Origin of the sequence: Sphingopyxis granuli NBRC 100800 (genome assembly GCF_001591045.1) — a bacterium.
Taxonomy (GTDB): domain Bacteria; phylum Pseudomonadota; class Alphaproteobacteria; order Sphingomonadales; family Sphingomonadaceae; genus Sphingopyxis; species Sphingopyxis granuli.
This window is the reverse complement of record NZ_BCUA01000040.1, coordinates 25,978-34,423: the sequence shown is the minus strand read 5'-3', so window position 1 is coordinate 34,423 and position 8,446 is coordinate 25,978. Positions and strand designations below refer to the sequence as shown.

12 protein-coding genes and 1 tRNA gene are annotated in these 8,446 nt (G+C 66.6%); 7 read left to right on the top strand and 6 right to left on the bottom strand.

Annotated features, from left to right (window positions below; all coding sequences use genetic code 11):
- Positions 1-47: 47 nt before the first annotated feature.
- Entirely contained in the window at positions 48-665 is a 618-nt protein-coding gene (locus tag SGR02S_RS11055; protein ID WP_067109348.1) for a glutathione S-transferase family protein, read from the bottom strand.
- Positions 662-1,594 carry a DMT family transporter gene (locus SGR02S_RS11050; RefSeq protein ID WP_067109344.1) on the bottom strand — a complete coding sequence of 311 codons (933 nt, stop codon included), beginning with the start codon at positions 1,592-1,594 and terminating at the stop codon, positions 662-664. Before SGR02S_RS11050 ends, SGR02S_RS11055 begins: the two co-directional genes overlap by 4 nt.
- Positions 1,595-1,801: 207 nt before the next feature.
- On the opposite strand from SGR02S_RS11050, the gene SGR02S_RS11045 reads away from it, so the two are divergent.
- Together SGR02S_RS11045 and SGR02S_RS11040 are read left to right on the top strand one after the other, a co-directional pair.
- Positions 1,802-1,877: transfer RNA gene (locus tag SGR02S_RS11045), tRNA-Trp, on the top strand.
- 86 nt (positions 1,878-1,963) lie between these two features.
- Positions 1,964-2,284, top strand: a complete 321-nt coding sequence (locus tag SGR02S_RS11040; protein WP_067109341.1) for a DMT family transporter — start codon at positions 1,964-1,966, stop codon at positions 2,282-2,284.
- Between the two features lie 64 nt (positions 2,285-2,348).
- On the opposite strand, the gene SGR02S_RS11035 is transcribed toward SGR02S_RS11040, so the two are convergent.
- Positions 2,349-2,882: a PilZ domain-containing protein gene (locus SGR02S_RS11035; protein WP_255211449.1), complete on the bottom strand. Its 534-nt coding sequence runs from the start codon at positions 2,880-2,882 to the stop codon at positions 2,349-2,351.
- A 456-nt stretch (positions 2,883-3,338) separates the two neighbouring features.
- On the opposite strand from SGR02S_RS11035, the gene secE reads away from it, so the two are divergent.
- The 5 genes from secE to rplA all read left to right on the top strand — a co-directional run bounded on the left by secE (position 3,339) and on the right by rplA (position 6,426).
- Positions 3,339-3,536 (top strand): preprotein translocase subunit SecE, encoded by a 198-nt coding sequence (gene secE, locus SGR02S_RS11030; protein ID WP_067109334.1) that lies wholly within the window; start codon positions 3,339-3,341, stop codon positions 3,534-3,536.
- A gap of 38 nt (positions 3,537-3,574) precedes the next feature.
- Positions 3,575-4,111 carry a transcription termination/antitermination protein NusG gene (gene nusG / locus SGR02S_RS11025; RefSeq protein ID WP_067109332.1) on the top strand — a complete coding sequence of 179 codons (537 nt, stop codon included), beginning with the start codon at positions 3,575-3,577 and terminating at the stop codon, positions 4,109-4,111.
- Between the two features lie 84 nt (positions 4,112-4,195).
- A complete protein-coding gene (locus SGR02S_RS11020) occupies positions 4,196-5,134 on the top strand; it encodes an acyl-CoA thioesterase (protein ID WP_104959780.1) in 939 nt (312 codons plus the stop codon).
- A 160-nt stretch (positions 5,135-5,294) separates the two neighbouring features.
- Complete coding sequence (rplK, locus tag SGR02S_RS11015) at positions 5,295-5,726, top strand: 50S ribosomal protein L11 (RefSeq protein ID WP_067109329.1); 432 nt, start codon at positions 5,295-5,297, stop codon at positions 5,724-5,726.
- A gap of 4 nt (positions 5,727-5,730) precedes the next feature.
- Complete coding sequence (rplA, locus tag SGR02S_RS11010; protein WP_067109326.1) at positions 5,731-6,426, top strand: 50S ribosomal protein L1; 696 nt, start codon at positions 5,731-5,733, stop codon at positions 6,424-6,426.
- Between the two features lie 197 nt (positions 6,427-6,623).
- Here rplA and SGR02S_RS11005 read toward each other — a convergent pair whose 3' ends face one another.
- The 3 genes from SGR02S_RS11005 to SGR02S_RS10995 all read right to left on the bottom strand — a co-directional run bounded on the left by SGR02S_RS11005 (position 6,624) and on the right by SGR02S_RS10995 (position 8,429).
- Positions 6,624-7,271: a heme exporter protein CcmB gene (locus SGR02S_RS11005; protein WP_067109323.1), complete on the bottom strand. Its 648-nt coding sequence runs from the start codon at positions 7,269-7,271 to the stop codon at positions 6,624-6,626.
- A 145-nt stretch (positions 7,272-7,416) separates the two neighbouring features.
- On the bottom strand, positions 7,417-8,004 hold the full coding sequence (gene ccmA, locus SGR02S_RS11000) for a heme ABC exporter ATP-binding protein CcmA (protein ID WP_067109320.1): 588 nt from the start codon (positions 8,002-8,004) through the stop codon (positions 7,417-7,419).
- Positions 8,001-8,429: a metallopeptidase family protein gene (locus SGR02S_RS10995; RefSeq protein ID WP_067109316.1), complete on the bottom strand. Its 429-nt coding sequence runs from the start codon at positions 8,427-8,429 to the stop codon at positions 8,001-8,003. Before SGR02S_RS10995 ends, ccmA begins: the two co-directional genes overlap by 4 nt.
- Between the last annotated feature and the right edge of the window lie 17 nt (positions 8,430-8,446).

Here is an 8,446-nt window from a genome sequence, read left to right as displayed (position 1 = left end):
AATTGGAGAATGCAGGATGAGGCGGGATCGTCCCGCGACGGGCGCGCTTACCCCTTCTGGCGTTCGCGTGCGCGCCGGAACCCGTCGCGCGCTGTGCAGCGTGCGAGCCAGGCGGTCGTCGCTTCGCCCAGCACGTCGTCGGCGCCCAGCGTCGTGGCGAGGAAGGCGGCATAGCCGATCGCGATGTCGGCGATGGTGAAACGTCCGGCGACCAGCCAGTCGCGGCCGTCGGACAGCGCCGCCTCGATGCTCCGCGCGCGCCCTCCGAAGAAGGCCTTGTAGTCGGCGACTGCCTGCGCCAGCCGCCGCTCGGGCGGCTCGACGCGCGTGTAGCGGATCATAATCGCAAGCGGAAAGGTCAGCGTCGCGTCGCTGCGGTGCAGCCAGTTGCGCCACGCCCAGTAATCCCCCTCTTCGCGGCGCACCTCCAGCGGCGTGCCTTCGGCGATGCGCTCGCAGATCGCGGCCGATTCGGTCATCAGCCGCCCGTCCTCGACCCAGCCCGGCACCGTCATCAGCGGGTTCACCGCGCGATAGTCGGGCGCGAAGGCGCGCGGCGGGAAGGGCAGCAGGCGAAGATCGATGGCCATCCCCGCTTCCTCGGCCGCCCACAGGCAGCGCAGCGACCGCGCGTCGGCGCAATGATAGAGGATCGGTCGCGTCATGCGGTGATGTCCTTCTGCCGCTCGATATGGAGGCGATGCTCGCGCCACGCAATGAACAGGCCGCTCGCGATGATCAGCGGCGCGCCGACCCAGGTCGTGTCGGCGGGCAGCGTGCCGAAGAAATACCAGCCGCATGCGATCGACCAGAGCAGGCTCGAATAATCCATCGGCATCACCACCGCGACGGGGGCGAGCCGCAACGCGCCGGTCAGCGCCATCTGCACCACCGCGCCGAGCACGCCGAGCCCCGCGAGCAGCGCCCATTCGGCGGGGCTGTGCGCGGTCATCACGAAGGGCAGGGCGAGCCCCAGCGGCACCAGCGAGATCAGGCTGAACCAGAAGACGATCGCCATCGGGCTTTCGGTGCGCGCGAGATCGCGGACCTGGATGGTGATGAGCGCGGTCATGATCGCACCCGCCAGTGCGATCAGCGTGCCCATGCCGTGCTCGCCGGCAAAGCCGCTCGACACGACGGTGGTCGGGTTGAGCACGACGAGAACGCCGAGGAAGCCGACGATCACCGCGCTTCCCCGCTGCCAGCCGGTGCGTTCGCCCAGGAAGATCGCGGCAAAGATCACCGCGAAGATCGGCACCGACAGGTTGATCGTCGTCGCCTCCGCCATCGGCAGGAAGATCATGCCCCCGAAATTGAGCGCCATCCCCGTCAGCCCCATCATCGCGCGGCGGGCATGGGTGCCGAGCCGGTTGGTGCGATAGAGCGACAGCCCGCCGTGCGTCATCGCCCAGGCGACCAGCATCGGCAGGACGATCGCCTGCCGCCAGAACAGGCTTTCGACGATATGGATGCCCGCCGCGTCGATCAGCTTCACCAGCACGAACATCAGCGACAGGCTGAGCATGGCGAGAAGGCGGAGCGCGATGCCGCCGAGATAATGCTGCGGAACGTCGAAGGGGCGGGCGGCGGTCATGCGGGTCCGCGCATATCAGCCCGGGGGTGCTTTGCAAGCTATGCATCGGCATGGCCGTGATCCAGGCAATCGCGATTGTCTTTCCTCCCCTCCCGCCTGCGGGAGGGGAGGCAACTCTTCGCAGCCATTTCAGACGGGACCTGCGATCCACGCTCGCAATCCCCTTGCGCACTCCTGCCCGTTGCGGCTAAGGGCGCTGTCCGGCCTAGGGGTATAGCTCAGCTGGTAGAGCATCGGTCTCCAAAACCGAGGGTCGCGGGTTCGAATCCTGCTGCCCCTGCCAGGCCGCCAAAGAGGCCACGTCCTCGCCCGCATCGTGCGGGTTTCATGTCCGGGACGGCCCGGCAGCCTGTTGAAGGAGGCTGCCCCATGGCCTGGGTCTATCTTGCGATTGCCGGCATACTCGAAATCGTCTGGGCTTTTTCGATGAAGCAATCCGACGGTTTCACCCGATTGGGTCCGTCGCTCGTCACGCTGGTCGCGATGACGGCCAGTTTCGGCCTGCTGTCGTTGTCGATGAAGGCGCTGCCGCTGGGAACCGCCTATATGATCTGGACGGGAATCGGTGCCGTCGGCGCGTTCGTGGTCGGCGTCGTCGTGCTCGGCGAGGCGATGAGCGCGATGCGGATCGCGGCCGCGGTGCTGATCGTCTGCGGCCTGCTGCTGATGAAGCTGGCGTCGCCCGTCTGAAGGCGTTGGTGACGTGGAAAGCGAAGGCGCCTGGCCCCTATGGTCCGGCCAGGCGGGAGGCGCTTCAGGATTCGAAGCGGCGGATGCTTTCGAGGTCGGCGCCGCCGAGCGGCGAGGCGAACCAGATGCCGGCGCGATTCTTGCGCGACCAGCGGACGATGCCGCGTCGGCGGACGTCCTCGCCCAGCGCCAGCGTCAGTTCGGTGCCGGCTTCGAGCCGGCCGTCGTGGATGATGCCGGCGCCGTTCTGCGACAGATTCTCGATCTCGACCGGAAACTCGCCATCGTCGGTCACTGCGAGCGCGCGGCCCTGGACGGGCAGGCGCGGCGGGCGATATTCGCCCGACTGCCGCTCTGCGGCCAGCTGGCGCAGGATGTCGAGCGCATTGACCGGCGCGTCGAAGGCGACGCCGCAGCGCCCCTCGCGCGCCCAGACGACCTCGCCGGTCAGTACCACCTCTTCGGATAGTGCGATTTCCAGCCGCTCGCCCGTTTCCACGGCGACGCTGGTCGCCAGCATCATGCCGTTGTCGGAGATGTTGCGCACGCGCCACAGGCCTGCGTCGCCTTCGCGCGCGATCTTCGCGATACGGAACACGGTACAATGACGATTTCCGCCGCGGCGGTCCTCGATGGGGGCACTCGCATCCGCAGGCCGCGGCGTGGGAGCGCGAGACATGGTCATAGGCTTTTCCTCTTCATGGCGACCCGAAAGAGCGCTTGGGGACCTATGCGTTTACGGAGAAACCATAGAATATTAAGGCAGTTCAGTCGATATATATTGTTCCTGAAAAATATTTATTAATATATTATTAGGGATTGTGTATTTTGTCCGACCGGCCGGCCGTAATCTTCGGCGGTCACGGGCACACTTGCCAAGGACGGGGCGCGCGGGTAAAGGCCGCCCATTCGGACAGATGCGCCGTTTTCCATCCGCCTTTCCCGACCTGTCGGGGAGGGTGGGCGGAGTGGTGCCCGAAAGCGCGCTTGACGCGTAGCGGGTGGCAACCCATCTGACCCGGACCACGGACGTTTGAAAGACAGGACGATCGACATGGCCAAGAACAGCCCGGCCGAATTCCTCAATCAGGTGCGCGCCGAAGCCCGCAAGATCGTGTGGCCGACCGGCAGCGAGACGGTGCGGACGACGATCATGGTGCTGATCATGACGGTGATCCTGTGTTTCTTCTTTCTGGGCATCGATTCAGTTTTTCAGTTCATCGTTAGCTGGCTGACGTCGCTCGCGCGCTGAGCCGCGCTTTTTCGGATTTCGGGGACAGGACACGCATCATGGCGCGCTGGTACATCATTCACGCCTATTCGGGCTTTGAGAACAAGGTCCGCGATTCGGTGCTCGCGGAAGCCGAGCGCATGGGGCTCGGCGATTTCGTCGAGGCGGTCGAGGTGCCGGTCGAGACCGTCACCGAGGTGAAGCGCGGCAAGAAGGTGCAGGCCGAGCGCAAATTCTTTCCCGGCTATGTGCTCGCCAAGCTGACGATGACCGACGACGTCTATCACCTCGTCAAGAACACGCCGAAGGTCACCGGCTTCCTCGGCTCGTCGGGCAAGCCGCAGCCGATCAGCGAGGCTGAGGCGGCGCGCATCCTGAACAGCAAGGAAGAGGCCGCGGCGCGGCCCAAGACCGAGGTGCGCGTCGATTACGAGATCGGCGATCAGGTCAAGGTGCTCGAAGGCCCGTTCGCGAGCTTCAACGGTGTCGTCGAGGAACTGGATTTCGACAAGGCGCGCGTCAAGGTCAGCGTGTCGATCTTTGGCCGCGCGACCCCGGTCGAGCTCGATTTCGAGCAGGTCGAACGGATGAAGTAAGCGTCGTCCCGGCCGAGGCCGGGGCCGTTGGCGATTGCGGCAACGCAAGCGATCACGGCTTTCGCCGGGATGACGAAAAGGGGCATGACCGTGACATCCCTCTCTCCTTCCGAGCTTCAGGCGCGCATCGCCCGCGCGCGCGAGATCAACGCCGGCGTTTCGGCCGAGACGGTCGTCGGCGCCGTCATGCGCCTGTTCGACCTCGATCCCGTTCCCGGGGTCGAGGACGAGTTCACCTTTCCGGCACTGCCCACCACAGCGCGCGACCGCATCTTCGGCGGGCAGGTGATCGCGCAGGCGATGGTCGCGGCGGCGCGCACGGTCGAAACGGGCAAGCAGATCCATTCGCTCCACGCCTATTTCCTGCGCGGCGGCGATGAGACGAAGCCGCTGCATTTCCGCATCCACCGCGATTTCGACGGGCGCAGCTTCTCGAACCGCCGCGTCGTCGTGCGGCAGGACGGCAGGGTCATCTTCAACCTGACCGCCTCCTTCCAGTTCCCCGCCGAGGGGCTGGCGCACCAGGTGCCAATGCCCGATCTGCTGCCGCCCGAGCAGTGCTGGGACTTCACCGATTTCGTCGCCGCCGATCCCGACATCTCGGAACGCCACCTCGCCCACATGTCGCGGCGCCGGCCGTTCGAGATCCGCAGCTATCGCCCGCCCGCTTCGGCGCAGGCGACGCAGCATTATCAGTGGTTTCGCGTTGCCGCGCCGATCGGTGACGATCCGCTCGTTCATCGCGGTTTCCTGGCCTTCGCCTCCGACATGGGGCTGTTGTCCACCGCGATGCTGCCGCACGGCGTGAGCTTCTGGACGCCGGGGATGGTGTCGACCAGTCTCGACCACGCGATGTGGTTCCACGGCGACATCCGGGTCGACGAATGGTTCGTCTTCGTGATGGACAGCCCGTGGACGGGCGGCGACCGTGGGCTGTGCCGCGGGGCGATCTATCGTCAGGACGGCACGCTGATCGCGCACGCGGCGCAGGAAGGACTGGTCCGCTACCGCCCTCAGGGGTGACGATCGGGCTTGTTTTCGGCGGCATTTGCGCCTAAGCGCGCCGCTTCGTGTCAGATACGGGCGCGAATCCGCGCGGGAGGAGGGGTGATGCCCTTCCGTTCGACCGCTTATTTTGAGGCTCGCCGTCCGCGGCGCGCCGACAGAAAGAAAGGAGGCCATCATGGCCAAGAAGATCAGCGGCTATATCAAGCTGCAGGTTCCGGCGGGGACCGCGAACCCCTCGCCGCCGCTCGGGCCGGCGCTGGGTCAGCGCGGCGTGAACATCATGGAGTTCTGCAAGGCGTTCAACGCCGCGACCGACGGGCTCGAAAAGGGTCAGCCGACCCCGACGATCATCACCGTCTTCGCCGACAAGAGCTTCACCTTCGTCACCAAGACGCCCCCGGCGACCTACCTCATCAAGAAGGCGGCGAACCTCAAGTCGGGCTCGAAGGAACCCGGCAAGCTCGTCGCCGGCAAGATCGCCCGCTCGAAGCTCGCCGAGATCGCCGAGCTGAAGATGAAGGATCTGAACGCCAACGATATCGAACAGGCGACGAAGATCATCGAAGGCAGCGCCCGCTCGATGGGCCTCGAAGTGACGGAGGGCTGAACCGATGGCAAAGCTGACCAAGAAGCAGAAGGCGCTCGAGGGCAAGGTCGACGCGACGAAGCTGCACAGCGTCGATGACGCGCTGAAAACGGTGCGCGAACTCGCCTCGGCGAAGTTCGACGAAACGCTCGAGATCGCGATGAACCTGGGCGTCGACCCGCGTCACGCCGACCAGATGGTGCGCGGTGTCGTCACGCTGCCCGCCGGTACCGGCAAGGACGTCAAGGTCGCGGTCTTCGCGCGCGGCGACAATGCCGAAAAGGCGCTCGCCGCCGGCGCCGATAAGGTCGGGGCCGAGGACCTGATGGAAGACATGCTCGCGGGCAACCTCGACTATGGCCGCGTTATCGCGACGCCGGACATGATGGGCATCGTCGGCCGCCTCGGCAAGACGCTGGGTCCGAAGGGCCTGATGCCGAATCCGAAGCTGGGCACCGTCACCCCGAACGTCGCCGAAGCCGTGAAGGCGGCCAAGGGCGGTCAGATCGAGTTCCGCGTCGAAAAGGCGGGGATCATCCACGCCGGCCTCGGCAAGCTGTCGTTCGGCGAGGACAAGCTGCGCCAGAACTTCGACGCCTTCGTCGATGCGATCGTCAAGGCGAAGCCGGCCGGCGCGAAGGGCAAATATGTCCGCAAGATCGCGCTGTCGTCGTCGATGGGCCCGGGCGTGAAGATCGACGTCGCCGAAATCGGCGCCTGATCCGCACCACCAAGATTTGGGGAAGGGCCGGGGGAAACCTCGGCCCTTTTCTTTTGGGAAATGCGTATGTCGATCTTCTTCTCGTCATCCCGGACTTGATCCGGGATCTACTCAGGCCAGTGTCGGATGAGTGGATTCCGGATCAAGTTCGGGATGACGATGAAAGGATAGGCCCATTCCTGCTTCTGGATCGCTCCTTACTCTCTCAACCCCCGCAGTGCCGCCCCTGCCGCAAACGGGCCGATCACCGTCAGCAGCAGGCTCGACGCGGCGAGCAGTTTCACGGCGCCGCGCCCGGCGGGGTCGAGCATCCCGGCGCCGAAGATCAGCAGCGGCACCGCCAGCGGCAGCACCAGCAGGCCGCCGATCGCATTGCCGCCTTTCAGCCCCGCCGTCAGCGCCGCGCTCAGCACCGCGAGCGAGGCGAGGGCGGGGATGGCGATGGCGAGGCCGGTCGCCAACGTCTCGACGCGGGCGCCGTCCTGCGCCAGCAGCGCCGCCGCGGGGAGCAGCGCGATCAGCAGCGGCAGGCCGAAGCCGATGGCGTGGGCGGCGATCTTGATCGCAGCGATGATCTCGTCGGCGAAACCGCGCACCGCGAGCTGGTCGAGCACCCCCGCCTCGCGGTCGGGCCGAACGAGGCGGTCGATCGGCAGCAGCGCCGCTAGCAGCGCCGCGACCCACACCATGCCGCCGCCGGTGCGCGCGAGCAGCGGCGCGTCGGGGCCGACTGCGAAGGGAAAGGCGGTCGCGACGAGCAGGAAGAAGACAACCGGCAACCATAGCGCGCCGCTGCCCCACGCGCGGCGCAGGTCTCGCCAGAACAGGGTAAGGAGGGCGGTCATCGGTCCTTTCCCGTGGCATTGCCGCCCCAAATCCGCTTGTGCTGAGCTTGTCGAAGCACCGTTCTTCCTTCTTTCGAGGGTAAAGGAAAGAACGGCCCTTCGACAAGCTCAGGGCGAACGGAACGGGGGTGGGGTTGATCGGGGATCATGCCAGCGCTCCCAAGTCGAGTTCCGCCATGCCTTCGATCCCCAGCGCGAAATGCGACGCCAGCAGCACCGCGCCGCCGTTCGCGCGGTGCGCGGCGATGGCCGCGACGAGCCGCGCCCGCGCCGCGTCGTCCATGCCGTTCGCGGGCTCGTCGAGCAGCCAGATCGGTGCCGCGCTCGCGATGACGCGCGCCATCGCGGCGCGCTTGCGCTGGCCGGTCGACAGCATCGCCACCGGCACTTCGGCGAGCGGGGCGAGCGCCATCGCCTCCATCGCGCGCGCCACCATCGGTCCGTCGATGCCGTCGATCTGCGCCCAGATGTCGAGCGCGCGGCGCAGCGGCAGTTCGGCGTCGAGCGCCGTCGCCTCGTCGATCAGCGCGATGCGTTCATGGCGCTCCACGGTTCCGGCGGCCGGGCGCAGCAGCCCCGCCGCGAGCCGGATCAGGCTGGACTTGCCCGTGCCGTTCGGCCCGCGCAGCCATAGCGCCTCGCCGCGCGCCAGCGTCAGCGACAGCCCCTCGAACAGCAGCCGGTCGCCGCGAATGCAGGCGACGCGGTGGAGGCGCAGCAGCGCGTCGGTCACGCCATGTCTTCCAGCGCGTGCATATCGTCGTCGGAGAAGCCGAAATGATGGCCGATCTCGTGGATCAGCACATGGCGCACCAGCCAGTCTAGCCGTTCGCCGCCCTCGATCCATTCGACGAGGATCGGGATGCGATAGAGCGTCACGCGGTCGGGCATGCCGCCGCTGTGGTCGATGCTGCGTTCGGTGAGCGGGCGGCCTTCGTACAGGCCGGTCAGATCATAGGGATGCTCGATGTCGAGCGAGGCGAGCGTCGCATCGTCGGCGAATTCCTCGATCGCGATCACCACGTCGCGGATGTGCTGCAGAAAAACGTCGGGCAGCGTCGCCAGCGCCGCCTGCGCCATCGCATGAAAGGCGTCGGCGTCGGGCGCGCCGCCGGTCCAGCCGGCGGGCAGGTCGGAAAGGACGGTCTTGTCGGTCATCGCGCCCTTCCTTATGG